Genomic DNA, 23,317 nt, shown 5'->3' on the forward strand with positions numbered 1-23,317 from the left:
TTCCTCTCCCCCGTCGATCGGGGGAGAGGTGTCGAGCGAAGCTCGACGGAGTGGGGGTCGATCTGTGGCGGTCGACTTTCGTCGCAACTCACCCCGGCGAACGGCTCGCCCATACCAGCCCGGCGAAACCGACCAGCATGGTCACGATGCCGATATAGAGCCATTGCGACTGGCCGGTCATGAAGCTGCCGCCGACCACGCCAATGCCTTGCAGCGACCACAGCGCGCCGATGGCCAGTACGATCAGAGCCAGCAGATATTTGAACAGTCTCATCGTTGGAATCCCTTTTCAAAGTCGATCGTCAACTGCGCCATGACCGTGATGACAGAGCGAAAGGACGGCGCCCAATCGCGCTCTCTTGTACTTGTACTATAACGTCCTGCCTTGCTCACGGAATCTGTGAAACAGCTCGCAATATCGCCGGCGATACGGCCGCGCCACACGAAAGATGCCTGACAAACTGTTTCCCAGCGACTCCAAACGTGTGCCGGTGCCACGGAACTGCCCGATGCTTGCCGCATTTCCTGCCTTATTCGACACTTAACGGCTGGGGTCTGTCGAAAACGGAGCCAATCCCCCCAACATGAAGAAAACAAACCAGACCGCGCTTGTCGCGGTAACGATCGCGGCTGGCCTAATGGTCGGTGCATCCGCCTCCTCCGCCGCTGGCCAGTGCGGCCGCGCCTCCTGGTACGCACTGCATTCCAGGACCGCCAATGGCGAACGCATGAACCCGTCGGCGCTGACCGCCGCGCACCGCAGCCTGCCTTTCGGCACCAAGTTGAAAGTGACCAACCAGAATAATGGCCGCAGCGTCATCGTGCGCATCAACGACCGCGGCCCGTTCATCAAAGGGCGCGTGCTCGATCTGTCCAAGGGCGCCGCCGGCCAACTCGGCTTCATCGGCTCCGGCCATACCTCGGTGTGCATGGCGCGCGTCTAGATCTGTCCAAGTCCGGCCCGATCGGGCCGGACGCATCCTGCCCCGTTGTCCAACAGCCTTGCATTTTGCAGTGCACATTCAGCCGGCTCCAGCCGCCCAACGCGGTTTCTCAAGGCCTTGGACGAAAGGCTGGCATATGTCACGCCACGTGACGTATTGCATCGCAGCAATATCTTGTTAACCTCCGCGCGAGACATTCAAGGCTCGGCGCTGTCCGTCGTCCCTTCGGTCACGGCAGCTGCGGAGTACCTGATGTTCTACCAGCTCTACGAAATGAACCATGCCGCCCTGCAGCCCGCGCGGCTTTATGCCGATGCAGTGCGGCTGTTCTACACCAACCCGCTCAATCCGTTTTCGCATACGCCGTGGGGCCGCTCGGTCGCTGCCACCGCCGAACTGTTCGAGCGCACGACGCGCCGCTACAGCAAGCCGCATTTCGGCCTGAGCAAGACCGTGGTCGACTGGAAAAGCGTCGAGGTCAGCGAAAAGACCGTGTGGTCGCGGCCGTTCTGCAATCTCACCCGCTTCGAGCGGTCGGTGCCCGCCGGGCGCAAGGCCGACCCCAAGCTTCTCATCGTGGCGCCGATGTCGGGCCATTATGCGACGCTGCTGCGCGGCACGGTCGAGGCGATGCTGCCCTATGCCGACGTGCACATCACCGACTGGGTCGATGCCCGCATGGTGCCGGTGACCGACGGCCATTTCGACCTCGACGATTATATCGACTACATCATCGACATGCTGCATGCGCTGGGGCCGGACACCCATGTGATGGCGGTGTGCCAGCCTTCGGTGCCGGTGCTGGCGGCGGTGGCGCTGATGGAAAAGCGCGGCGATCCCTTCGTGCCCTCGACCATGACGTTGATGGGCGGGCCGATCGACACACGCCGCAATCCGACCGCGGTCAATCTTCTGGCCAAGGAAAAGGGCATCGACTGGTTCCGCGACAACGTCATCATGCACGCGCCCTGGCCGGTGCCGGGCTTCGGCCGCGAAGTCTATCCGGGCTTCCTGCAGTTGTCGGGCTTCATGAGCATGAACCTCGACCGGCACATCACCGCCCACAAGGACTTCTTCATGCACCTGGTCAAGCATGACGGCGACAATGCCGAGAAGCACCGCGATTTCTACGACGAATATCTGGCGGTGATGGACCTGACGGCGGAATTCTATCTGCAGACCGTCGACACGGTGTTCGTGCGCCATGCGCTGCCCAAGGGCGAGATGACGCATCGCGGCGAGGTGGTCGACACCAAGGCGATCCGCAATGTCGCGCTGTTCACGGTCGAAGGCGAGAACGACGACATTTCCGGTCTCGGCCAGACCCAGGCCGCCCACGATCTCTGCCCCAACATCCCGGCTGACCGGCATGCGCATTACATGCAGCCGGCCGTCGGCCATTACGGCGTCTTCAACGGGTCGCGATTCCGCTCGGAAATCGTGCCGCGCATCGTCGATTTCATCACAAGCTACGGCCGCCAAACACGCGTAGCGGTGAAACCCAAGCTGGTCCGCTCCGCCAAAGGCTGAGGCTCGATCCGGCTGCAGCGTGCATTGCCCGCAAAAGCGGGGCGATTTTGCGCGCCACAGGCGTTCTGTTGCACAATAGACGCTGTTGGGCGGGCGCGGGTAACCATGCCGAAGAATCTGGCTCCCCCGATAATTGACACGGAGTGTAAATCCCCTTTAACCTTTCGTTAAGAACAAGGGCGAACGGGGACAATGACTTCCTCACCGATGGCACGGACGCTGCGCTTGTGGGCGGCAGCAGGGCTGGCGATCTCTGTGTGCTGGGCAGTGCCGGCACTTGCAGGCGGCGCCATGGCGACGGGCGGCATGACCTCGCAGCCGATCGGCCACTATGATTTCTGTAAAACCCAGCCCGGCGAATGCTCGATCCGGCCGAGCAACCTCAACCCCGCCGCGATGACCGACGCCTTCATGCGCAAGCTGATCAACGTGACGTCAAGGGTCAACGCCGCCGTCAAGCCGATGAGCGACTACGACATCTATGGCAAGGACGAGGTCTGGGCCTATCCCGACAAGGGCGTCGGCGACTGCGAAGACTATGTGCTGGAAAAGCGCCGCCAGCTCTCGCGCTCTGGCGTGTCGCTGGCCGATCTCTTGATCACCGTCGTGCGCAAGCCGGACGGCGAAGGCCATGCCGTGCTGACGGTGCGCACCGACAAGGGCGACTACGTCCTCGACAATCTGACCGACAAGGTGAAGATCTGGGACGCCACCGGCTATCGCTTCCTCAAGCGGCAGGCCATCGACAACACCGGCCGCTGGGTCTCGATCCGCGGCGGCCAGCAGGTGCTGGTCGGCGCAGTCCAGTAAGGACACGACGCTTTCGAACGAGCGGGATATCGGCCCGCGCGCCATCTTCACGATAAGTCAGCGCCGCCCCTCATTGCCCTGCCGGGCATTTCTCCCCGTATAGTGACGGGGAGAAAGACACCCTCATCAATGATTTCGATAATGGTCAACGCTGCGGAACAGGCGCCGGCGGCGGCTATCTCCCTTCTCCCCGTTCACGGGGAGAAGGTGCCGGCAGGCGGATGAGGGCAGCGCTGCCCTCGAAATCTTATCTCTCGAAACGCCTCCTCAAAAAATTTCGCTACCTGCGTGAACCAAACCGTCTCCAGCGGCGACACACAGCCGTAAACAGAAACCCAACCATGGAGACTTCAAATGACTGCTTTCCTGCGTAATGCTTTCCTCGCCGCCATCGCGGTATCGTCCCTGGCCGGATCCGCTATGGCCGACCAGACCGGCTGCGCCAAGAACAACCAGTGGGGCAATCGCTGTTGCGATCTCACCTCGGACTGCCTGGGTGGCGGTCGCGGCGGCGATCATGACAGCACTGGCGGCCGTGGCGGCCAGGCCGGCGCGAAGTAATCTCACCATATGCCCGCTGGCTAACGGCCGGCGGGCATCGCCTTCAGGATGAAATGCCGGCGCTATTGATGAGCATTCGTGGCCTTGGCGCCGCCCTACTTACGCCGCTCCAGTGCCGCCCGGATCGAGCCGGTGATGCGGGCAAGCTCGGCTTCGTCCAGCTTCTCGATGTTTTCGGCCAGGAGATTGGCCAACTCGGTGGCGGCAGGACTGAGGCCGGACGTATCGAGTCTCACCCGCGGATGTGAGGCCTCGGCCAGACGCGCCAGCTCTTCGGCATCGTCCCAGATGACGTTGAAATAGCCGATGATCTTCTGGATCAGCGTCCAGGTCGGCGCGCCGCGGCGGCCATGTTCCAGCGCCGACAGATAGGCGGCGCTGACTCCGATCGCCTGCGCCATGTCCTTCTGGCGCAAGCCGCGCTCGGCTCGAAGCGCCCGCAGTTTTTCGCCGAACGGCGTCATCAGCGGGTTCGCCTGAGCCGAACGTAGAGCGCGCCCGAACCGCCGTGGTTGCGGGCGGCGTGATCGTGGCTGGAGACCAGCGGCCGGAAGGCAGGCGTCGACAACCAGGCAGGCACGGCGCGCCGCAAGACGCCGTCGCCGCCCGACGACGACCCTTTTCCCGTAATGACGAGGACATAGCGGACCCCGCCGGCATGGGCCCGGTGCAGGAACGAAAACAGCAGCGAATAGGCCTTGTCCTGGGTCATGCCATGCAGATCGACGCGGCCTTCGATCGGCAGCCGGCCCTTCTTCAGCTTGTCCAATGTCGGCTCGTCCAGCGCGTGCGATACATGCTGCGCCTTCGGCTTGGCGGCGAGGACCGGACCGACAGCGACCGGCGTCTGTGCCGGCTTGGGGTCGACGACGATGTCGGGAATCTCGACCGCGGTCCGGCCCTTCAGCGGTCGGGCGGTACGCGCCACCAGGTTCCACAGCACCCGGTCGTCTTCGTTGAGTTTATCGGGGCGCTTGCTCATCGATTCGATTCCGAAACGAGAGCGCGTGGAACCAAGGCATAGAAATCGGCCGCATTGCGAACGACGCCGGCGATCTCGCCGGCCGCATCGCCGGAGCCGGCGAACAGATCGCCCCGCGCCGGTCCGATGATGGCCGAGCCGGTGTCCTGCGCAATCATCAGCCGCCGGAACGGTTTTCCGTCGAAGGCGGTCAGCGACGGAGCGTCGATGTAGAAGGGGGTACCGAATGTGTGCAGCAGCCGGTCGACGGCGAGCGAGCGGCCGGGCGTCAACGGCACCTTGGCGGCGGCGATAGGACCGAGTGCGGCATCGTCGACATCGGCTTCGCGAAAGAAGATGTAGGAGCGGTTCTGCCAGAGGATCTCGTCGACGCGATCCGGATGCGCCCTGAACCAGGCGCGGATAGACTGCATCGTCACTTTTTCCAGTGGGATTTCGCCGAGTTCGGCGAGAATCTTCCCCGGACCGCTGAAACGTTGGCCGGATTTGGTGGCGTAGGTGACGCGGCAAAGCCGGCCGTCGGTCATCTTCAGCCTGGCCGCACCTTGCACATGGATGAAGAAGACGTCGACCTTGTCGGCAAGCCAGGCGATTTCCAGGCCTTGGCCGGCCAGCGCGCCTCTCTCGATCTCACTGCGGTCGAAATACTCCACCAGGCCCTGCGGCGTATCGCGGGCGAAGGCGAGATAGTCGTCCATCCCTCGAGGACGGTTGGCATCATCGATGTCGACGAGATCGGAAGGCCGCGCCAGCAGCGGCACCGTGAATTCATCCGTGCGCACTGGTGAGGCCTCGACCTCCGGCTCGTAGAAGCCGGTGACCAGGCCGGGGTTTTCGGATCGAATCTGGACTGGGGCGAAATGGCGCTCGAAAAAACCCTTGGCCGCCGACCGATTCGCCGGCGAAACGGTACGCGCCTCGTCATAAGCGCCGGCAAACGCGTCGAACCGGACGCCCAACGAACCGGTGCGGTAGGGCTTGTTCAGGACATGAAAGGCCGAACGGCGGAAGGCTTCGAAAGCGGGCAGATGGTCATCGGAATTCCAACCGGGAAGATCATCGAAGGACTTTTCCACGAAAAGCGGCGAGAGCGACACCTCAGCCTCGCCACTGCCGATGTTTGCCTGCATGTCGCTATCCCAAAAAAGCTGCCCGCACCGGGCGACATGCATAGGCTCAGTCTTCTTCCTCGGTGGCGACCAGCTTCCAGTTCGGATCGCGCGAGCGTGTGTCGCGGGCGAAGGTCCAGACATCCTTGACCTCGGCCACCGTCTCGGGATCGCCATCGATGACGGCACCCGCCTTGTCGCGGGTCGCCGAAATCAGTTCGCTCACGATGCGCAGCGTGATGTGGGCCTCGCCGCCCTTCATCTCGGCCGAGACGATGTCGGCCTTGTCGATGCCGACGAAGGAGGACTGGATCTTTTCGGCTTTCGCCTCGCGGTCGCCAATCGCGGCAACGAAGCCGTCAAAAACCTCGCGCGACAACAGGTTCTTCAGCGTTTTTCGGTCGCCATCGGCATAGGCCATGACAATCATCTCGTAGGCCATCTTGGCGCCGTCGACGAAGACTTTGGGGTCGAAGGAGGGATCATTGTCCTTGATCGCGCGCAGGCCCTTGTTGAGGTCGGTGTCGGGCTTTGCGAAGGCATCGATGGCCGCATAGGTCTCGGCAGCCGTCTCGCCCGGCATGCGCTTGCGCGGCAGCGAAACCACATTTTCGGGCTTCTGGGTCGCGTCCTTCTCGGTGCGGCTGGCCGTGTACGGATCGAAGGGCGGGCGCTCGCTGCCCGTGCGGCGGCCAAGCACGTTGCGCAGCTGGAAAAAGATCACCACCGCCGCAATCAGAAAGAAAATGGTGCCGAAGTCGAAGAATCCCATATCTTTCGCCAATCAATCCCTGACCTGGCCGGGACCGCCAGCCAATCGGGCGGCGGTCGCATGGCGTTAAACATGCAAAGCATATAGAACGCATGGCGCAATCATTCAAATCAAAGGCAGGCATACCTATCTAACGGCCTCAGTGCCAGCGGCGATTATGCGCCGCCCGGCAAACATGGAAACGATCGGTCAAGACTTGCGCATTTCCTTCCTTCCTCTGTTCCTGCTTGCGCTGCCGCTGCTGGAAATCGCCGGTTTCGTCATTGTCGGCCGCGAGGTCGGGGCGCTCGCCACGGTCGGCCTGGTGCTGGCTTCAAGCATTGCCGGCGTGCTTCTGCTCCGGCACCAGGGTTTTGGCGTCATGGCGCGGGTCCGCGCCGAGATGGCCGGCGGCGGCGACCCCAGCCGCCAGCTCGCGCATGGCGCCATGATCGTGGTCGCCGCGATCCTGTTGATCATCCCTGGCTTCATTACCGATATTGTCGGCCTGCTGCTGTTCCTGCCGCCGGTGCGCGACCTTGCCTGGCGCAAGCTCAAGGGCCGCATCGTCGTCGCGACCGATTTCACCGCCGGCGGTTTTCGCCGCAGGTCGCGCGACAAGGTCATCGACCTCGACGACGGCGACTATTCGCGCGAGGACGATTTCAAGCGCGGTCCCGACCATAACTCGCCGTGGCGCCGCCTGAAGGACGACTGAACGTCACCTTGCCAACGACTGACTATTGACCCCTTTTGGCCTGAAGGCGGCAAACCTTGTCTTGTCTTGCCGACCATGCTAGCCAACGCCCGATTTCAATTCGGTCAGCGCTGCTGTCCAGGCAAAAGGAACAAGGCTCATGGCCAGCAAAGATGACGCGCCGGTCGGCGCCGCCAACGGCAACGGCGAAACGGCGCAGCCGTCGCTCAACGTGCTTGCCCAGTATGTGAAGGACCTGTCCTTCGAAAGCCCCGGCGCGCCGAACTCGCTGCGCGGCCGCGACAAGGCCCCAGGCATTGCGATCAACGTCAATGTCAATGCCAACCCGCTCTCCGACAAGCAGTTCGACGTCAATCTGACCTTGAACGCCAAGGCGTCCTTCGACCAGGAAGTGCTGTTCAATGTCGAACTGGTCTATGGCGGCGTCTTCGCCATCGCCGGCTTCCCGCAGGAGCACATGCTGCCGATCCTGTTCATCGAATGCCCGCGGCTTTTGTTCCCGTTCGCCCGCCAGATCATCGCCGAAGCCACCCGCAATGGCGGCTTCCCGCCCCTGATGCTCGACCCGATCGATTTCGCCCAGATGTTCCAGCAGAAGCTGGCCGAGGACCAGGCGGCATCGAAGGTCAAGGTGAGCTGAAGGCAAGCGTCACGCGCATGAGTTGAAAGCCCGGCTTCGTGCCAGGCTTTTAGTATACTGAGATGCTGGCGGGACAGCACCCCCTCTGCCTTGCCAGGCATCTCCCCCTCAAGGGGGGAGATTGGCCGTCATCGCGACCTTCGCCAAATTTAGACGTTGCAGGAATGGGCTGGAGCGGCGAAGCTGCTGATCTCCCCCCTTGAGGGGGAGATGGCCGGCAGGCCAGAGAGGGGTGTGACGGAACGCTACCTCCGCGATCCGTTCACCCCGCCGCCACCTTCAGCCACAGCGCCTTTTCACCGAGCGTCGCCACCAGCCCCGCATGCGCCGCTCGCTCGCCCTCGGTCAGGCGCGGCGGCAGGGCGATTGGCCTGGCGGCGATCGAGATGTCGATATCGGCAACGTCGCCATTGCTGTTGAGCTGCACCACGACGGCGTCGAGGACAAGTGCGGCCTGCTTGCCGCCGATGAGTTCGATGTAGACTTCGGCCAGGAGCTCGGAATCGAGCAGCGCGCCGTGCTTGGTGCGGTGGCCGTTGTCGATGCCGTAGCGGCGGCAGAGCGCGTCGAGCGAATTAGGGCCCATCGGATGCTTGCGCCGCGCCAGCGCCAGCGTGTCGACGACGCGCCCGGTGTCTATGGCCGGCTGGCCGAGCCGCCCGAATTCCGTGTTGAGGAAGCCGATGTCGAAACTGGCGTTGTGGGCGACGAGCTTGGCGCCGTCGGTGAAGGCGAGCCATTCCTCGGCGATTTCGGCAAAGGTCGGCTTGCCGACGAGGTCGGCGGCGCTGATGCCGTGCACGGCTTGCGCCTCGACATGGACGGCGCGCCCCTGCGGATTGATGAATTTGTGGAAGGTGCGGCCGGTCGGGAAGCGGTTGACCAGCTCGACGCCACCAAGCTCGATGATGCGGTCGTCGCGCATGTCGAGTCCGGTGGTTTCGGTATCGAAAATGATCTCACGCATAGAATCAACCCACTCCTGGAGGAGTAGAATCATGGAGCGGAACAAAATGGCAATGGGCAATGCCGACAGCCTGCCGTCAGGGGCCTGATGGGCGCGACTTATCCCCCAGGAGTTAGCAGGCGAGCTCAGCGTCCTGAGAGCTCGGCAATGATCGCGCCGACCGCGGTGCGGGCGGCGTCCATGCCTTCACCGGTGTCGATGACGAAATCGGCCTGCCGGCGCTTTTCGGCGTCGGGCACCTGCTTGGCCAGGATTGCCGCCAGCTTTTCCTCACTCATGTCAGGACGCGCCAGCACGCGGGCGCGCTGGATATCGGCCGGCGCGGTGACGACGACGACCTTGTCGACACGGTTGCGGCCGCCGGTTTCGAACAGCAGCGGAATGTCGAGCACGACGAGCGGCGCGCCGGCGGCGCGGTGCCTTGCCAGAAAGGCATCGGCATCGGCCCGCACCAGCGGATGGACGATCGCCTCCAATGTCTTCAGCGCAGCAGCGTTGCCGAGCACGCGGCGCGCCAACTCGGTGCGGTCGACCGAACCGGCAATCACGGTGCCGGGAAAGGCCGCCTCGACGAGAGGTGCTGCCTTGCCGGCATAGAGGCGATGCACGGTCTCGTCGGAGTCATGCACCGGCACGCCGGCGTCGACGAACATTTTCGCCGTCGTCGACTTGCCCATGCCGATCGATCCGGTGAGGCCGAGCACGGTCATCATTTGGCGCCCATCATTTGCGACCCATCATTTGGCGAGGATGTCGGCGACGATCATCTGTCGCAACTCAGGCGTGACCTGCGGCATCTTGCCGAACCAGCGTTCGAAACCGGGCACAGCCTGGTGCAACAGCATGCCGAGCCCGTCGACCGTCTTCAAATTTCTCGCGCGGGCAGCGGCAAGCAGCGGTGTTTCCAGCGGCACATAGACGATGTCTGCGACAATGGCGTGAGCTGGCAGGCCGGCCGGATCGGCGGCCAGCGTCGCATCGCCATGCATGCCAAGTGCCGTCGTGTTGATCAGCAAGCCGGCATCGCCAAGCAAGTCGCCGACCGCGCCATGCGCCGAGACGCCGGCCCCGAAGCGGTCGGCGAGTTCCTGCGCCCGCGCCAATGTGCGGTTGACGATGCGGATATCTTTGATGCCGCGCGATTTAAGCGCGTGGATGACCGCGCGCGACGCGCCACCGGCGCCGAGCACCACGGCCGGAGCGTTTCTCTCCCAGCCCCGGGCATGCTCGTCGAGATTGCCGGCAAAGCCGATCCAGTCCGAATTGCCGCCCCACAGCACGCCGTCGTCCAGCCACAGCATGTTGACCGCGCCGATCATCTCCGCCGCCTCGTCGCGGCGCTCGACCCGGGCGAAGGCGACTTCCTTGTGTGGAATGGTGACGTTGCCGCCCTGATAGCCATTGGCCTGGAGGGAAGAGAGGAACTCGGGAAAATCGGCCGGCGCGACATCGATCGCATGATAGCTGCCGTCGATGCCGTATGTGTTCAGCCAATAGCCGTGGATCTTCGGCGAGCGCGAATGCGCGATCGGATGGCCGGTGACGAAAGCTTTTTTCTCAACCATCGATGGCTCCGAGCGCACGCAATTCCGCCAGCACCGGTAACAGCGGCAGGCCGACAATGGTGAAATAATCGCCTTCGATCTTTTCGAACAGCTGGATGCCTTCGCCCTCGATCTGGTAGGCGCCGACGCTCGACAACGCCTTGGCGCCGACGCGGGCCAGGTGCCGGCCGACGAAGGCCGGATCGAGCTTGCGCATGGTAAGGCTGGCGATGCCGACGTGACGCCACAGCACCTTGCCGTTGCGGCAGAGCACGGCGGCGCTGTTCAGCTGATGCGTCTTGCCCGACAGCGCCAGCAGATGGCGGCGGGCGCCTTCCATGTCGGCCGGCTTGTGGAACACTTCATCTCCCAGTGACAAAGTCTGGTCGCAGCCGAGCACCAGGGCGCCCGGTCTGCGTTCGCTGACCTCGGTCGCCTTGGCTTCGGCGAGTATCAGGGCGACATCTTCCGGCGACACACCGCTGTCCTGCAACGGCGCCTCGAGCGCACGCTCGTCGACATCGGCAGGCACCGCTTCGATGCCGAGCCCGGCATTGATGAGCATTGCTTTGCGGAACGGGCTGCCGGAGGCGAGGATGATTTTTTCGGTCATGGGTTCTGGGCCTGGTCGATAGTGGTTGATTGGGGCAGGAGGTCGCGTTGCCATCCCATCATCTATTCTTCCCCCGCAGGGCAACAATGGCTGCCGCGGTCTCTTCGATCGAACGGCGGCTGACGTCTATCATCGGCCAATTGTGGCGGGTGCAGATCTGGCGGGCATAGGCGAGCTCTTCGGCGATCGAGGCACGGTCGACATAATCGGTCGCTTCGTAGGTGCTGCTGTTGCCGAGCACGCGGTTCTGCCGGACATGCGAGATGCGTTCGGCGGTGGCGATCAGCCCGACGATCAGCGGCTTGGTAGCAGCGGCCAGGCTTTCGGGCACCGGCACGCCGAGCACGATCGGGATGTTGGCGGTCTTGATGCCGCGGTTGGCGAGATAGATGCTGGTCGGCGTCTTCGATGTCCTGGAAATGCCGATCAGCACGACATCGGCGTCGTCCATGTTGAGCGGCAGCTGCCCGTCATCATGCTCCATCGTAAAATTGAGTGCGTCGATACGGTGGAAATAATCGGCATCGAGCACATGCTGGGCGCCGACGCGGCGGCCGGCCGGCGTGCCGAGATAGGACTGGAACACGGTGAGGACCGGCTCCAGCACCGAAACGCAGGGCAGCCCCATGGCGGCGCAGCGCTCGTCAATACCGCGCGCCAGCTTCTGGTCGACGACGGTGTAGAGGATGATGCCCGGTTCCTCTTCTATGTCCTCGAAGACTTTCGCCACCTGCTTTTCGGTGCGGATGAGCGGATAGATATGCTCGATGGCGCGCGCATCCTTGTATTGCGCCGAGGCGGCTCGGCCGGCCGCCAGCAGCGTCTCGCCGGTGGCGTCGGAAATCAGGTGCAGGTGAAAGAAGCTCTGGGGTTTGTTCACAGGGGGCGCCTCAGGCTGTGGGCTTGTGTGGATAAACCGGGGCCGCAAAGGCGACCGGCTGGAGGCGACTGTATCAGAAGGCCAGTTGTCCACAATTCGATGCGCTGTCAGCTTCACTGTGCGGTTGGGGACAAATCTGGGGACGGGCGTTTTTGCCAGCGCTTCATCCACAGAGGCGGTTTTTCAGCGGCTACGTCAAACCATTGACTCCAGTGATGGAATCCTGGTCATCCACACTCTTTGCCAATCCGGCGGAAGAAACACGCGACAAAATGCTGGCTGGCCTTTTCCAGGGCAAAGCGGGACAGGTGACAACCACCGATACCAACAGACTCTTAGAATCAGAAGATTCTAGAAATAGACTATTTAATTTTAGAGAAGGCAGGGAAGAGAGCGCTCAATGCCCGAGAACCGCATCGTGCTGGACGTGCTGAGAGGCGAGGCAGTGTTTCCGCCGCCGCTCTGGATGATGCGCCAGGCCGGGCGCTATCTGCCGGAGTACCGCGAGACCAGAAAGCGCGCCGGGTCCTTTCTCGATCTTTGCTACAATCCTGATCTGGCTGTCGAAGTGACGCTGCAGCCGATCGAGCGCTTCGGCTTCGATGCCTCGATCCTGTTCTCGGACATTCTGGTCGTGCCGCATGCGCTGGGACGCGATGTCCGCTTCGAGGAGGGCCGCGGGCCGCTGCTGACGCCAATCACTGCAGCTGAGATTTCGGCTCTCAACAGTGAAACGTTTCACGTGAATCTCGAACCGGTCTACGAAACGGTTCGCCGGCTGCGGGCAAGATTGCCTGACGAGACCACGCTGATCGGCTTCTGCGGCGCGCCGTGGACGGTGGCGACCTACATGATCGCTGGCCACGGCACACCCGACCAGGCGCCGGCGCGGCTGTTTGCCTATCGCGAACCGACGGCCTTCAAGCATCTCCTGAAAGTGCTCGCCGATCACTCCGCGGCCTATTTGATCCGCCAGATCGAAGCCGGTGCCGACGTGGTGCAGATTTTCGATTCCTGGTCCGGCGTGCTTGATGATGCGTCTTTCGAGCAGTTCTGCGTGCAACCGGTGGCGGAGATCGTCAGGCAAGTTCGTGCGGTTCATCGCGATGTTCCGATCATCGGCTTTCCCAAGGGCGCCGGCGCCCGCTACGAGACCTATCGTGAGAAGACCGGGGTCACGGGGCTGGGGATCGACTGGACCGTGCCCCTGTCGGCTGCGAACGAACTGCAGCATTCAGGGGCGGTCCAGGGCAATCTCGATCCCTTGCGGCTCGTGGCTGGCGGCAAAGCCCTGTCGGACGGCGTCGATGCGATCCTCAAGGCGCTGGGAGACGGACCGCTGATCTTCAATCTCGGCCATGGCATCACGCCGGAGACGCCGGTGGCACATGTCGAGGCGATGGTGAAGCAGGTGCGGAGCGCGACACGCTGATGGCTCAATCAGATAATACGGGCGGCAACAGCACTCGTGGGGCGATGATGCGGATGACCATCGGCATCGGAGTGCTGGTTGTTCTCACCGCACTTTTGTTTTTCTTTGCGCCTGAGGGTTTCTATCCCTGGGCGAAGGCAATCCATATCCTGGCCGTCATCTCCTGGATGGCCGGCATGCTCTATCTGCCGCGATTGCTGGTCTACCACGCCGACACAGAGAAGGGGTCCGTCCAATCGGAGACCTTCAAGGTGATGGAGCGGCGTCTGCTGCGCGGCATCATCAATCCGGCGATGATCGTCACCTGGGTGTTCGGGCTTTGGCTTGCCTGGAAAGTGTTTGGCTTTCACGGCGGCTGGCTGCACGCCAAGATAGGCTTGGTGCTGTTGCTGTCGGGCGTGCATGGCTATCTGGCCGGTGCTGTCAGGAAATTCGCCGAGGACCGCAATGAAAAACCGGCGCGGCACTGGCGAATCGTCAACGAGATCCCCACATTGCTGATGATCGCCATCGTCATCCTGGTTGTCGTCAAGCCGTTCTAGGCCCATTTCGGTCGACAAAACGCAGCTTGCTCTTTCCCCCGACCGACGATAAAAGACGGGTCTTCCTTCCCGTCATGCGCCGCCCTTGATTGCTTTCGGCCGCGCCCGGCATTTATCGCATCCAGCCGATATATTTTCCCCAAAGCAGATTCAGAGTCCGTCTATGCAAGAAATGAAACTCGCAGAGTTCAAGAACAAGAAGCCGCCAGAGCTGATCGCCTATGCCGAATCGCTCGAAGTAGAAAACGCCAGCGTCATGCGCAAGCAGGAACTGATGTTTGCCATCCTGAAGAAACTGGCCGCCCAGGACGTCGAGATCATCGGCGATGGTGTGGTCGAGTTGCTGCAGGACGGTTTCGGCTTCCTGCGCTCAGCCAACGCCAATTATCTGCCGGGTCCCGACGATATCTACATCTCGCCCTCGCAGATCCGCCGCTTCTCCTTGAAGACCGGCGATACCGTCGAAGGGCCGATCCGCAGCCCAAAAGAGGGCGAGCGCTATTTCGCCCTTCTCAAGGTCAACACGATCAATTTCGACGATCCCGAAAAGATTCGTCACAAGATCCATTTCGACAATCTGACGCCGCTCTATCCGACCAAGCGGCTGAAGATGGAGATCGACAATCCGACCGGCAAGGACATCTCGTCGCGCGTGATCGACCTGGTGGCGCCGATCGGCAAGGGACAGCGCGCGCTCATCAACGCGCAGCCGCGTACCGGCAAAACGGTGCTGATGCAGAATATTGCCCACTCGATCACGGCCAATCATCCGGAATGCTATCTGATCGTACTTCTGATCGACGAACGGCCAGAAGAAGTGACCGACATGCAGCGTTCGGTGAAGGGCGAGGTCGTGTCCTCGACCTTTGACGAACCGGCGGTGCGCCACGTCCAGGTCGCCGAAATGGTCATCGAAAAGGCCAAGCGCCTGGTCGAGCATGGCCGCGACGTCGTTATTCTGCTCGATTCGATCACCCGCCTCGGCCGTGCCTACAACACCGTCGTGCCGTCCTCCGGCAAGGTGCTGACCGGCGGTGTCGACGCCAACGCGCTGCAGCGGCCAAAGCGCTTCTTCGGCGCGGCCCGCAACATCGAGGAAGGCGGCTCGCTGACCATCATCGCCACCGCGCTGATCGACACCGGCAGCCGCATGGACGAAGTGATCTTCGAAGAGTTCAAGGGCACCGGCAACTGCGAAATCCAGCTCGACCGCAAGGTCGCCGACAAGCGCATCTACCCGGCCATGGACATTTTGAAGTCCGGCACCCGCAAGGAAGACCTGCTGGTCTCCAAGCAGGATCTGCAGAAGATCTTCGTCCTGCGCCGCATCCTGGCGCCGATGGGAACCACCGACGCGATCGAGTTCCTGATCGACAAGCTGAAGCAGACCAAGACCAACGCCGATTTCTTCGACTCGATGAACACGTAAGCTTCTCGTCGGCCATCGTTTCGCATTGAAGCCCCGTTCCGGGAACTGGGACGGGGTTTTTCATTGCGGGGGCAAACAGGTCGCATTTCCGACAGGGCGTGGCCTTGGGCGGCAATTTCCATCGCTGTCGTCATGCGAGTAATCGCGTCTCGAAGATCGGAAGCCGCATGGAGAAAACAATCCCGACCCTGATCGGCTTCTCGGCCATCCTGACATGGTCCTTCCTGGCGCTGCTTTCGACGGCGGCGGGACCGATTCCGCCCTTTCAGCTGGCGGCGATGACGTTTCTGCTTGGCGGGTTGGTCGGCGCGTCGAGCTGGCTTGTCCGTCCGGCGGCGATCAAGTCGCTGCGCCAGCCGTGGCAGGTCTGGGCGCTCGGCACAGCGGGGCTGTGCATCTATCACTGCGCCTATTTCTTCGCCATCCAGTCGGCGCCGCCGGTCGAGGTCAGCCTGATCGCCTATCTCTGGCCGTTGCTGATCGTCGTCTTTGCCGCCTTCCTGCCTGGAGAAAAGCTTAGGGCCCATCACATCGCCGGCGTCATGCTCGGCCTTGCCGGCGCCATTGTGGTGATCACCAAGGGCGGCACGATCGGACTGGCCAATGGTGTGATGAAGGGGCATGTCATCGCGCTGTTCTGCGCTTTCATCTGGGCCGGCTATTCGGTTTTATCGCGCCGCTTCGGCAAGGTGCCGACCGATGTCGTCGTCGGTTACTGCTTCATCACGGCTGCGGTCGCCTTGGTGCTGCACCTCACCCTTGAGACCACCGTCTGGCCACAGACGGCGACGCAGTGGAGCGCCATCGTCATCTTGGGCGTAATACCGCTAGGCGCGGGCTTTTACGCCTGGGACTATGGCTGCAAGCACGGCGACATCATGATCCTCGGCGCCCTCTCCTATGCCGCGCCCCTCTTCTCGGTCCTCGTGCTTCTGCTGGCAGGCTTTGGTGTGTTTCACTGGTCGGTGGCTGTTGCTTGCATCCTGATCACGGTCGGAGCGGTGGTCGCAGCCAAGGATTTGCTGTTCCGGCCGCGGCCGCTATCCATTGATGTGAAGCCGCTTCCTTCGGCGTTGGACGGAAACACGGGTTGAGCTACCGGCGTCGCAGCAGCGGCTCGGTTCCTACGGAATCCGTCGCCACCGGCATGATAGCGGTGCATAGCCCCGGTCTGCCGTCGGCGGCCGGATGCCACTGGCCAATGTTAAGTCGATTCGCATCCGTTCCAATCGGGCGACGATTGGCGTGACGCGGGTCGGGATTTCCGATTCGCAACCGGAACGAGGCTTTCCCTGTGGGGAGATGGGCTCCAGCTTCACGGTTCCGGGCCAGGAACAGGTGTTAACGATGCCGGCCAGCCGTAGGGCTTGCTGGCCCGCCCAGAACTGCTTGGCGTCGGGATTAGGACCCGCCTGCTCGCACATGGATGACAAGGCGGCTATACAGATTTGGTAATCCGGTCGCTCTCGCGATCGACCTTGATATTGACGGACAGCCGGTTCATGACGGCCGCGACACTGTGGGATTGTTGACACCTAGGCGACCGGTGAGAACGGGCAAATGATTTCGGGCGATTCGATCGTTGCGCTTTCCAGCGGGCGCCTGCCCGCCGGCATCGCTGTCATCCGCATTTCCGGACCGAGGACTCGATTCGTTGTCGAAACGGTGGCTGGTGGCACGGTCAAGGACCGGTGTGCGACCCTGCGCAAGCTCCGAACGGTGGACGGGTCGCTTATCGACAACGGCCTGGTGCTGTTTTTTCCTGGGCCGAACAGTTTTACCGGCGAGGATGTCGCCGAGTTCCACGTCCATGGCGGCCGCGCCGTCGCCGGCAAGATGCTGGAGATCGTCGCCGGCTTTGACGGCCTGCGTCATGCGGAGCCTGGGGAATTTACGCGCCGGGCTCTTCTCAACGGCAAGCTGGATCTGGTCGAGACGGAGGCGTTGGCCGATCTGGTCAACGCCGAAACCGAAGCGCAGCGGCGCTTTGCCGTGCAGAATGCCGAAGGAGTGCAAAGCGAACTCTATCTTGGCTGGCGCCATCGCCTGATCCATGCACGGGCCATGATCGAGGCGGAAATCGACTTCGCCGACGAAGACGACGTGCCCGGTTCCGTTTCGGACACGGTTTGGTCCGATGTGCGCGCAATGGTGGGGGAGATCGGCCGGCATGTCGATGGCTTCCATGCCGCCGAGATCATCCGTGACGGGTTTGAGGTTGTCATCCTCGGTGCACCCAACGCCGGCAAATCCAGCCTGTTCAACGCGCTGGCCAGGCGTGAGGCGGCGATTGTTACCGACGAGCCCGGCACGACGCGGGACTTGCTCGAAGTGGTGCTGGATGTCCACGGAGTGCGGGTCAGGGTAACCGACACCGCGGGCCTGCGCGAGGCGCCCGGCAAGATCGAAGCGATCGGTATCGAAAAGGCGCGGGCCAAGGCGCACACGGCCGACCTGGTGCTGTTGCTGGAAGATCTGGCGGACCCGAGTGCGATCGGCAACATGCCTGTCGAGGCCCCGGCTTTGAGAATCGGCACCAAGGTCGATCTCTTGAAAGGTTCGCCGCGATTGGAGGCGTATGATGCGTTGATCTCGACGGTGGACGGCACTGGGTTGGCTGAACTCCTGGCCGAGATCGGCAGGCGCGCCGCGGCTGCTATCGGCGATGCCGGTGACATCCTGCCGTCTCGGTTGCGGCATGTGGAGCTGCTCAATGAGACCAGGCGCTTTCTGATCTCGGCTTTGTCGGGGCAAGAGCGCGGCCAGGAGCTGCGGGCGGAGGAGCTGCGTCTTGCGGCGGACCGGCTCGGCCGGATTGTCGGCGCGGTGGAAGTCGAGGACCTGCTGGACGTAATCTTTTCGCAGTTTTGCATTGGAAAGTGACTCACGTGAAACAGGGGGGCGCGCTGTGTGAGTGACTCACGTGAAACACAGGGGGCCGCCCTAGTGCGTTTCACGTGAAGCGAGACGTTTAACAAAAGGGCAACTGGCCGAAAGCCTGCACCGCCCCTCATTGTCCCCGTTCATGGGGAGAAGATGCCGGCAGGTAGATAAGGGCCAGCGCCAACCGAGGCTTCGCTGCTTCCATGACTCACGTGAAACACCTCTGCGGCTTTCAGCACTCCGTTCCCCGTGAACGAATCAACCTGCAATCCTTGACAGCGTCCTCTCGTGGGGACATGTGTCGGGAAATCTCTGAATCTGGAAGGGACAATGATCGATCACTATGATGTGGTTGTGGTGGGCGGTGGCCATGCCGGGTGCGAGGCTGCGAGCGCTGCCGCCCGCGCCGGTGCCAGGACCGCGCTGATCACGCTGCGCTTCGACACGGTCGGTGTCATGTCCTGCAATCCGGCGATCGGCGGCCTCGGGAAGGGCCATCTGGTGCGTGAGATCGACGCCATGGACGGGCTGATGGGCCGCATCGCCGATGCTGCCGGCATCCAATTCCGCCTGCTCAATCGCCGCAAAGGCCCTGCCGTGCGCGGGCCGCGCACGCAGGCCGACCGCAAGCTTTACCGGCTGGCCATGCAGGAAGCGATTCGGCAGCAGAACGGTCTCGACGTCGTCGAAGGCGAAGTCTTGGATTTCGAGATCGAAGAAGGACGGATCGCCGCTGTGCTCCTGGCCGACGGGCGCCGGTTGGCGTGCGGTGCAGTCGTCCTGACCACCGGCACTTTTCTGCGCGGTCTTATTCACATTGGCGACAAGAAGATTGTCGCCGGGCGGATGAACGAGCAAGCGAGCCTTGGCCTGTCGGCGACGATGAGCCGCGCCGGTTTCGCGCTTGGACGGCTGAAGACCGGCACGCCGCCGCGGCTCGATGGCCGCACCATCGACTGGGCGTCGCTGGAAAGCCAGGCGGCCGACGAACATCCAGTACCGTTCTCGCTGCTCACCGACACAATCAAGAATCCGCAAATCCATTGCGGCATCACGCGTACGACGCCGGCGACGCACGCGCTGATCCGCGCCAATATCGGCCGCTCCGCCATGTATTCCGGCTCGATCGAAGGCGTAGGTCCACGTTACTGCCCGTCGATCGAAGACAAGATCGTCAAGTTCGGCGATCGAGAAGGTCATCAGATATTCCTGGAGCCGGAAGGGCTGGACGATGACACCGTCTACCCCAATGGCATCTCGACCTCCCTGCCCGAAGACGTCCAGCTCGACATTCTGAAGACGATCCCGGGCCTGGAACGCGCGACCATGCTGCAGCCCGGCTACGCCATCGAATATGACCACGTCGATCCGCGCGAGCTCGAGCCGACGCTTGAGACCAAACGTATTGCGGGGCTTTTCCTCGCCGGTCAGATCAACGGCACCACCGGTTATGAAGAAGCCGGCGCGCAGGGCCTGCTCGCCGGGCTCAACGCCGCGCGCAAGGCGGCGGCCGACGACCAAATCGTGCTCAGCCGCACCGAAGCCTATATCGGAGTGATGGTCGACGACCTCACCAGCCGCGGCATTGCCGAGCCCTACCGCATGTTCACTTCGCGGGCGGAGTTTCGCCTATCGCTGCGCGCCGACAATGCCGATGAAAGGCTTACGCCTCTGGCAAATCGGCTTGGTATCGTGTCGCCGGAGCGAACGCGGCGGTTCAATGAAGTCACACAGGATCTTGATAGGGCGCGAAAACTCGCAATTGCGACGACGATGACGCCCAACGAAGCGGCGCGGCATGGGCTGGAGATCAACAGGGACGGCGTGCGCCGCTCCGCCTATGAATTGCTTGCTTATCCCGGCGTCGATATCGCTTGGCTCGCCCGAGTTGTGCCGGCCTTTGGCGCAATCGATGTCAAAACCTCTGAGCGGCTCGAAACGGAAGCGAAATACTCGGTTTACCTCGATCGCCAGCAGGCAGATGTCGCACAAATCCGCCACGAGGAAAGCCGGCTGATCCCGGCGTCGGTGGATTTCGCCGATGTTCCTGGCCTGTCCAATGAGCTGAAGCAGAAGATGCTAACGCGTCAGCCCCGGTCGATCGCTGACGCGCAGCGTATGGAAGGCATGACGCCGGCGGCGCTGGCCATCATCGTCGCGCACGTCCGCAACGCCGAGTCGGCCGCCCAAAGGGCCGTTGCGTGAGCTCTGCCTCATGGGCGAGCCTGCAAGAGGCTGCGGGACCGGTTTCACGTGAAACATTCGATCGCCTGGTGGCGTTCGAACAGCTGTTCCTGAAATGGAACCGAAGCATCAATCTGGCCGCGCCGTCGACGCTGGACGACGTCTGGGGCCGCCACATTCTGGATAGCGCGCAACTGGCGCGAATCGCACCGCAGGCCAAACGCTGGGCCGATCTCGGCTCGGGCGGCGGTTTTCCGGGCCTGGTGCTGGCCTTCCTGCTGGTCGAACGCGAAGGCGCGTCGATCGATCTGGTCGAGAGCAACCGCAAGAAAGCATCGTTTTTGCAGGCGGTCATTGGCCAGTTCGGTTTGCCGGCACGGGTCGTCGCCCGGCGCATCGACGACAGCTATGCGCTTGTTTCCGCACCGGAAATCATCACGGCGCGGGCGCTGGCCGCGCTGCCGGCGCTGCTTGACCTGTCGGCGCCATGGCTGACCAAGGGGTCACGTGCGCTTTTCCACAAAGGCCGGGATTACCGCTCCGAGGTGGAAGAAAGCACTCACCGCTGGGCTTTCGATCTGGTAGAACATCCGAGCATGACCGACGCCCATGGCGTCATCCTCGAAGTGACCGATCTGCGGACGGCGTAAGCTCTCCTTCGCAACCTTGGCGACGCAATGAATACCTGGCCCACATGAATACCTGGCACAGACCCATGAAAACCGGACCTCGCATCATCACCGTCGCCAACCAGAAGGGCGGCGTCGGCAAGACCACCACCGCCATCAATCTGGCCACGGCGCTGGCCGCGATCGGCGAAAAGGTGCTGATCGTCGATCTCGACCCGCAAGGCAATGCCTCGACGGGTCTCGGTATCGACCGCAAGGATCGCACCGTCTCCTCCTATGACGTGTTGACCGGCGAACTGGGCCTGGAAGAGGCGGCCATTCCGACGGCGGTGCCCGGCCTGTCGATCGTGCCGTCGACGCTCGATCTGCTCGGCATCGAGATGGAAATCGCCTCGGCGCCGGATCGCGTGCTTAAGCTGCGCAACGCGCTGCGCGCCGCCACTGAGCGCGGTGCGCCGTTCGGCTATGTGCTGATCGACTGCCCGCCCTCGCTCAACCTTTTGACTTTGAATTCAATGGCGGCAGCCGATTCTGTTCTTGTGCCGCTGCAGTGCGAGTTCTTCGCGCTGGAAGGGCTAAGCCAACTCCTGGAAACGGTGGAGCAGGTGCGCCGTTCGATCAATCCGGACCTGATAATCCAGGGCATCGTGCTGACCATGTATGACGGCCGCAACAACCTCGCCAACCAGGTGGTGCAGGACGTGCGGGCACACATGGGCGACAAAGTCTACGAGACGATCATTCCTAGGAATGTGCGGGTGTCCGAGGCGCCGTCCTACGGCAAGCCGGCAATCCTCTACGATCTCAAGTGCTCAGGCAGCCAGGCCTATCTGCAGCTGGCGTCCGAAGTGATCCGCCGCGAGCGCAAATTGCGCGCCGCTTGATTAGGCAGGGCGATAAACAAGCCGATCCGTCACCGAAACGATCAAGAATCTGGAATTGAGATGAGCGAAGACCTTTCGAGAAAGAGACTGGGGCGTGGACTGGCGGCGCTGATCGGCGAGATCGACCGCCCGGTGGCAGCCGAAAAGCCGGGCTTGAATGCGGACGGCAAGGTGCCGATAGAGTTCCTGAGCCCGAACCCGAAAAACCCGCGACGGCACTTTGGCGACGCCGACCTGACCGATCTCGCCCAGTCGATCCGCGAACATGGCGTGGTGCAGCCGGTGGTAGCGCGGCCTTCGCCGACGCAGGCCGGGCGCTATGAGATCATCGCCGGCGAGCGACGCTGGCGCGCCGCGCAGCGCGCCGGGCTGACCGAGATTCCGATCATCGTGCGCGACGTCAACGACCGCACGGCGCTCGAACTGGCGATCATCGAGAACGTCCAGCGCACCGACCTCAATCCGGTCGAGGAGGCGCTCGGCTACCAGCAGTTGATCGACGATCACGGCTACACCCAGGCCGATCTCGGCAATGTCATCGGCAAGAGCCGCAGCCACGTCGCCAATACGCTCAGGCTGTTGAAGCTGCCCGACGTGATCCGCGACATGCTGGTCGACGGCGCGCTGTCGGCCGGCCATGCCCGGACGCTGGTGACGGCGCAGGATCCCGCCGGGCTAGCCAAGCAGATCGTCGAAGACGGGCTTTCGGTGCGCCAGGCCGAGGCGCTGGCGCAAATGCCGGCGGGCGGCACGCCGCCCAAGGCAAAACCGGCACACGGCGCATCGGGCAAGGATGCCGACACGCTGGCGCTGGAAAAACTGATGACCAACACGATCGGCATGATCGTGACCATCGAGCACAAGGGCAAAGGCGGCGCGATCCGCGTGGACTACCGCAGCCTGGAGCAGCTCGACGAGCTATGCCGGCGGTTGAAGGATGAGCGGTAGAGGGTTGGGGTTGCGCCATATTTAGCCGGCTAATGAAGCTCTGGCTTAGGATGAAGAAAGGGCTTGGCGGTTGCCGGCCCTTCTTTTATTGGCGATTGCCGAAGGGATCGAACTGCTGATCTCCCCCCTTGAGGGGGAGATGGCCGGCAGGCCAGAAGGGTCGTCTCCCATCAAGCGCCGACCTCGTTTGTCGTTGCGAAAGGCACCAGCGCTCCACGCGCCGCGACCCCCTCTGTCGGCTTTGGCGACATCTCCCCCCTCAAGGGGCATAGGCGCTAAGATAGCTTTGGCATGGACTGAAATTTGCGCTTTCGTGGTGGTTCGCGCCAGCGATATC

Annotated in this window: 25 protein-coding genes; 15 read left to right on the forward strand and 10 right to left on the reverse strand. The window is 62.6% G+C overall.

The window, feature by feature from the left end; translation table 11 throughout:
- Positions 1-88: 88 nt before the first annotated feature.
- Complete coding sequence (locus X730_RS1000000168355) at positions 89-274, reverse strand: hypothetical protein (protein WP_023750996.1); 186 nt, start codon at positions 272-274, stop codon at positions 89-91.
- Between the two features lie 310 nt (positions 275-584).
- Between X730_RS1000000168355 and X730_RS136360 the strand changes: the two genes are divergently transcribed.
- From X730_RS136360 to X730_RS0135020, 4 genes are all read left to right on the forward strand, one after another.
- Complete coding sequence (locus X730_RS136360) at positions 585-944, forward strand: septal ring lytic transglycosylase RlpA family protein (RefSeq protein ID WP_023672096.1); 360 nt, start codon at positions 585-587, stop codon at positions 942-944.
- A 252-nt stretch (positions 945-1,196) separates the two neighbouring features.
- Entirely contained in the window at positions 1,197-2,474 is a 1,278-nt protein-coding gene (locus X730_RS136355) for a polyhydroxyalkanoate depolymerase (protein ID WP_023687587.1), read from the forward strand.
- A gap of 192 nt (positions 2,475-2,666) precedes the next feature.
- Entirely contained in the window at positions 2,667-3,284 is a 618-nt protein-coding gene (locus X730_RS136350; RefSeq protein WP_023706944.1) for a transglutaminase-like cysteine peptidase, read from the forward strand.
- Between the two features lie 354 nt (positions 3,285-3,638).
- Positions 3,639-3,845, forward strand: coding sequence for a hypothetical protein (locus tag X730_RS0135020; protein WP_023672099.1), 207 nt, complete (start codon positions 3,639-3,641; stop codon positions 3,843-3,845).
- Positions 3,846-3,940: 95 nt separating this feature from the next.
- On the opposite strand, the gene X730_RS136345 is transcribed toward X730_RS0135020, so the two are convergent.
- From X730_RS136345 to X730_RS136330, 4 genes are all read right to left on the reverse strand, one after another.
- Entirely contained in the window at positions 3,941-4,309 is a 369-nt protein-coding gene (locus X730_RS136345) for a helix-turn-helix transcriptional regulator (protein WP_023672100.1), read from the reverse strand.
- Complete coding sequence (locus X730_RS136340) at positions 4,309-4,827, reverse strand: Smr/MutS family protein (protein WP_023827712.1); 519 nt, start codon at positions 4,825-4,827, stop codon at positions 4,309-4,311. Before X730_RS136340 ends, X730_RS136345 begins: the two co-directional genes overlap by 1 nt.
- Positions 4,824-5,924 carry a murein transglycosylase A gene (locus X730_RS136335; RefSeq protein WP_031197485.1) on the reverse strand — a complete coding sequence of 367 codons (1,101 nt, stop codon included), beginning with the start codon at positions 5,922-5,924 and terminating at the stop codon, positions 4,824-4,826. Before X730_RS136335 ends, X730_RS136340 begins: the two co-directional genes overlap by 4 nt.
- A gap of 79 nt (positions 5,925-6,003) precedes the next feature.
- Positions 6,004-6,708 (reverse strand): Tim44/TimA family putative adaptor protein, encoded by a 705-nt coding sequence (locus tag X730_RS136330; protein ID WP_023672103.1) that lies wholly within the window; start codon positions 6,706-6,708, stop codon positions 6,004-6,006.
- A 196-nt stretch (positions 6,709-6,904) separates the two neighbouring features.
- On the opposite strand from X730_RS136330, the gene X730_RS136325 reads away from it, so the two are divergent.
- Both X730_RS136325 and secB read left to right on the forward strand, forming a co-directional pair.
- The gene (locus tag X730_RS136325) at positions 6,905-7,405 is read left to right on the forward strand and encodes an FxsA family protein (protein WP_081731692.1); all 501 of its coding nucleotides are present in this window, start codon (positions 6,905-6,907) and stop codon (positions 7,403-7,405) included.
- 139 nt (positions 7,406-7,544) lie between these two features.
- Entirely contained in the window at positions 7,545-8,045 is a 501-nt protein-coding gene (secB, locus tag X730_RS136320; RefSeq protein ID WP_023672105.1) for a protein-export chaperone SecB, read from the forward strand.
- A 262-nt stretch (positions 8,046-8,307) separates the two neighbouring features.
- Here the strand turns inward: secB and dnaQ are convergent, their stop codons facing one another.
- The 5 genes from dnaQ to X730_RS136295 all read right to left on the reverse strand — a co-directional run bounded on the left by dnaQ (position 8,308) and on the right by X730_RS136295 (position 12,049).
- Positions 8,308-9,012 carry a DNA polymerase III subunit epsilon gene (dnaQ, locus tag X730_RS136315; protein WP_023698097.1) on the reverse strand — a complete coding sequence of 235 codons (705 nt, stop codon included), beginning with the start codon at positions 9,010-9,012 and terminating at the stop codon, positions 8,308-8,310.
- A gap of 125 nt (positions 9,013-9,137) precedes the next feature.
- Positions 9,138-9,722 (reverse strand): dephospho-CoA kinase, encoded by a 585-nt coding sequence (coaE, locus tag X730_RS136310; RefSeq protein ID WP_023698098.1) that lies wholly within the window; start codon positions 9,720-9,722, stop codon positions 9,138-9,140.
- 27 nt (positions 9,723-9,749) lie between these two features.
- On the reverse strand, positions 9,750-10,577 hold the full coding sequence (locus X730_RS136305; protein ID WP_023827716.1) for a shikimate dehydrogenase: 828 nt from the start codon (positions 10,575-10,577) through the stop codon (positions 9,750-9,752).
- A complete protein-coding gene (locus tag X730_RS136300) occupies positions 10,570-11,169 on the reverse strand; it encodes a Maf-like protein (protein WP_023685039.1) in 600 nt (199 codons plus the stop codon). Before X730_RS136300 ends, X730_RS136305 begins: the two co-directional genes overlap by 8 nt.
- 58 nt (positions 11,170-11,227) lie before the next feature.
- On the reverse strand, positions 11,228-12,049 hold the full coding sequence (locus tag X730_RS136295) for a pyruvate, water dikinase regulatory protein (RefSeq protein WP_023685040.1): 822 nt from the start codon (positions 12,047-12,049) through the stop codon (positions 11,228-11,230).
- Between the two features lie 400 nt (positions 12,050-12,449).
- Between X730_RS136295 and hemE the strand changes: the two genes are divergently transcribed.
- The 9 genes from hemE to X730_RS136250 all read left to right on the forward strand — a co-directional run bounded on the left by hemE (position 12,450) and on the right by X730_RS136250 (position 22,980).
- Complete coding sequence (gene hemE, locus X730_RS136290; RefSeq protein WP_023726726.1) at positions 12,450-13,481, forward strand: uroporphyrinogen decarboxylase; 1,032 nt, start codon at positions 12,450-12,452, stop codon at positions 13,479-13,481.
- Entirely contained in the window at positions 13,481-14,023 is a 543-nt protein-coding gene (hemJ, locus tag X730_RS136285; protein WP_023742021.1) for a protoporphyrinogen oxidase HemJ, read from the forward strand. The genes hemE and hemJ overlap by 1 nt, the downstream gene beginning before the upstream one ends.
- Before the next feature lie 163 nt (positions 14,024-14,186).
- Positions 14,187-15,452: a transcription termination factor Rho gene (gene rho, locus X730_RS136280; protein ID WP_023672113.1), complete on the forward strand. Its 1,266-nt coding sequence runs from the start codon at positions 14,187-14,189 to the stop codon at positions 15,450-15,452.
- A gap of 167 nt (positions 15,453-15,619) precedes the next feature.
- On the forward strand, positions 15,620-16,546 hold the full coding sequence (locus X730_RS136275; RefSeq protein ID WP_023827719.1) for an EamA family transporter: 927 nt from the start codon (positions 15,620-15,622) through the stop codon (positions 16,544-16,546).
- Between the two features lie 466 nt (positions 16,547-17,012).
- Entirely contained in the window at positions 17,013-18,335 is a 1,323-nt protein-coding gene (mnmE, locus tag X730_RS136270; RefSeq protein WP_023827720.1) for a tRNA uridine-5-carboxymethylaminomethyl(34) synthesis GTPase MnmE, read from the forward strand.
- A gap of 330 nt (positions 18,336-18,665) precedes the next feature.
- A complete protein-coding gene (gene mnmG, locus X730_RS136265; protein ID WP_023827721.1) occupies positions 18,666-20,540 on the forward strand; it encodes a tRNA uridine-5-carboxymethylaminomethyl(34) synthesis enzyme MnmG in 1,875 nt (624 codons plus the stop codon).
- Positions 20,537-21,169 (forward strand): 16S rRNA (guanine(527)-N(7))-methyltransferase RsmG, encoded by a 633-nt coding sequence (rsmG, locus tag X730_RS136260; protein ID WP_031197487.1) that lies wholly within the window; start codon positions 20,537-20,539, stop codon positions 21,167-21,169. Before mnmG ends, rsmG begins: the two co-directional genes overlap by 4 nt.
- A gap of 65 nt (positions 21,170-21,234) precedes the next feature.
- Entirely contained in the window at positions 21,235-22,032 is a 798-nt protein-coding gene (locus tag X730_RS136255) for a ParA family protein (RefSeq protein WP_023672118.1), read from the forward strand.
- A 60-nt stretch (positions 22,033-22,092) separates the two neighbouring features.
- The gene (locus X730_RS136250) at positions 22,093-22,980 is read left to right on the forward strand and encodes a ParB/RepB/Spo0J family partition protein (RefSeq protein ID WP_023732823.1); all 888 of its coding nucleotides are present in this window, start codon (positions 22,093-22,095) and stop codon (positions 22,978-22,980) included.
- Positions 22,981-23,317: the final 337 nt, after the last annotated feature.

The sequence above is a fragment of the Mesorhizobium sp. L103C131B0 genome, assembly GCF_000502275.1.
Classification (GTDB): Bacteria; Pseudomonadota; Alphaproteobacteria; order Rhizobiales; family Rhizobiaceae; genus Mesorhizobium.

Coding starts and splice junctions, on each gene's coding strand:
- X730_RS136250 (WP_023732823.1), top strand. CDS start 22,093: ATGAGCGAAGACCTTTCGAGAAAGAGACTGGGGCGTGGACTGGCGGCG.
- X730_RS136300 (WP_023685039.1), bottom strand. CDS start 11,169: ATGACCGAAAAAATCATCCTCGCCTCCGGCAGCCCGTTCCGCAAAGCA.
- X730_RS0135020 (WP_023672099.1), top strand. CDS start 3,639: ATGACTGCTTTCCTGCGTAATGCTTTCCTCGCCGCCATCGCGGTATCG.
- dnaQ (WP_023698097.1), bottom strand. CDS start 9,012: ATGCGTGAGATCATTTTCGATACCGAAACCACCGGACTCGACATGCGC.
- X730_RS136275 (WP_023827719.1), top strand. CDS start 15,620: ATGGAGAAAACAATCCCGACCCTGATCGGCTTCTCGGCCATCCTGACA.
- hemE (WP_023726726.1), top strand. CDS start 12,450: ATGCCCGAGAACCGCATCGTGCTGGACGTGCTGAGAGGCGAGGCAGTG.
- X730_RS136340 (WP_023827712.1), bottom strand. CDS start 4,827: ATGAGCAAGCGCCCCGATAAACTCAACGAAGACGACCGGGTGCTGTGG.
- secB (WP_023672105.1), top strand. CDS start 7,545: ATGGCCAGCAAAGATGACGCGCCGGTCGGCGCCGCCAACGGCAACGGC.
- mnmG (WP_023827721.1), top strand. CDS start 18,666: ATGATCGATCACTATGATGTGGTTGTGGTGGGCGGTGGCCATGCCGGG.
- rho (WP_023672113.1), top strand. CDS start 14,187: ATGCAAGAAATGAAACTCGCAGAGTTCAAGAACAAGAAGCCGCCAGAG.
- X730_RS136355 (WP_023687587.1), top strand. CDS start 1,197: ATGTTCTACCAGCTCTACGAAATGAACCATGCCGCCCTGCAGCCCGCG.
- X730_RS136360 (WP_023672096.1), top strand. CDS start 585: ATGAAGAAAACAAACCAGACCGCGCTTGTCGCGGTAACGATCGCGGCT.
- X730_RS136255 (WP_023672118.1), top strand. CDS start 21,235: ATGAAAACCGGACCTCGCATCATCACCGTCGCCAACCAGAAGGGCGGC.
- X730_RS136350 (WP_023706944.1), top strand. CDS start 2,667: ATGACTTCCTCACCGATGGCACGGACGCTGCGCTTGTGGGCGGCAGCA.
- X730_RS136345 (WP_023672100.1), bottom strand. CDS start 4,309: ATGACGCCGTTCGGCGAAAAACTGCGGGCGCTTCGAGCCGAGCGCGGC.
- X730_RS136305 (WP_023827716.1), bottom strand. CDS start 10,577: ATGGTTGAGAAAAAAGCTTTCGTCACCGGCCATCCGATCGCGCATTCG.
- X730_RS136330 (WP_023672103.1), bottom strand. CDS start 6,708: ATGGGATTCTTCGACTTCGGCACCATTTTCTTTCTGATTGCGGCGGTG.
- coaE (WP_023698098.1), bottom strand. CDS start 9,722: ATGACCGTGCTCGGCCTCACCGGATCGATCGGCATGGGCAAGTCGACG.
- hemJ (WP_023742021.1), top strand. CDS start 13,481: ATGGCTCAATCAGATAATACGGGCGGCAACAGCACTCGTGGGGCGATG.
- mnmE (WP_023827720.1), top strand. CDS start 17,013: ATGATTTCGGGCGATTCGATCGTTGCGCTTTCCAGCGGGCGCCTGCCC.
- X730_RS1000000168355 (WP_023750996.1), bottom strand. CDS start 274: ATGAGACTGTTCAAATATCTGCTGGCTCTGATCGTACTGGCCATCGGC.